This window comes from Blastomonas sp. CCH1-A6, assembly GCF_001556365.1.
GTDB classification, from domain to species: Bacteria; Pseudomonadota; Alphaproteobacteria; order Sphingomonadales; family Sphingomonadaceae; genus Blastomonas; species Blastomonas ursincola.
Genome location: NZ_LSIS01000505.1, coordinates 1 through 238 on the forward strand (window position 1 = coordinate 1; position 238 = coordinate 238).

Genomic DNA, 238 nt, shown 5'->3' on the forward strand with positions numbered 1-238 from the left:
TGAGGCTGTTCTGCAGCCGGGTATAGCTGTCGATCAGGCCGACGACCTGCTGCGTGCTGAACGCGGCAGCGAATGTCCCGGCGAGCCCGCGCAGGCTGCCGCCGATGGCGTTGGAGGATTTGGCGAACTGCTGCTCGAGCCGCTTCACATCGCGGTCGATGCGGTTGAACGAGTTCTCGCTGAGCGCGGTCGCGGATTTGAGCTCGGCCCGGTAGCGCCCCATCTCGGCGCGCAGCTG

Annotated in this window: 1 protein-coding gene; it reads right to left on the minus strand. The window is 66.8% G+C overall.

Going from position 1 to position 238, the window contains the following annotated elements; translation table 11 throughout:
* The coding region (locus AX735_RS26165) for a hypothetical protein (protein ID WP_202189644.1) at window positions 1–238 on the minus strand (238 nt) is incomplete at both ends.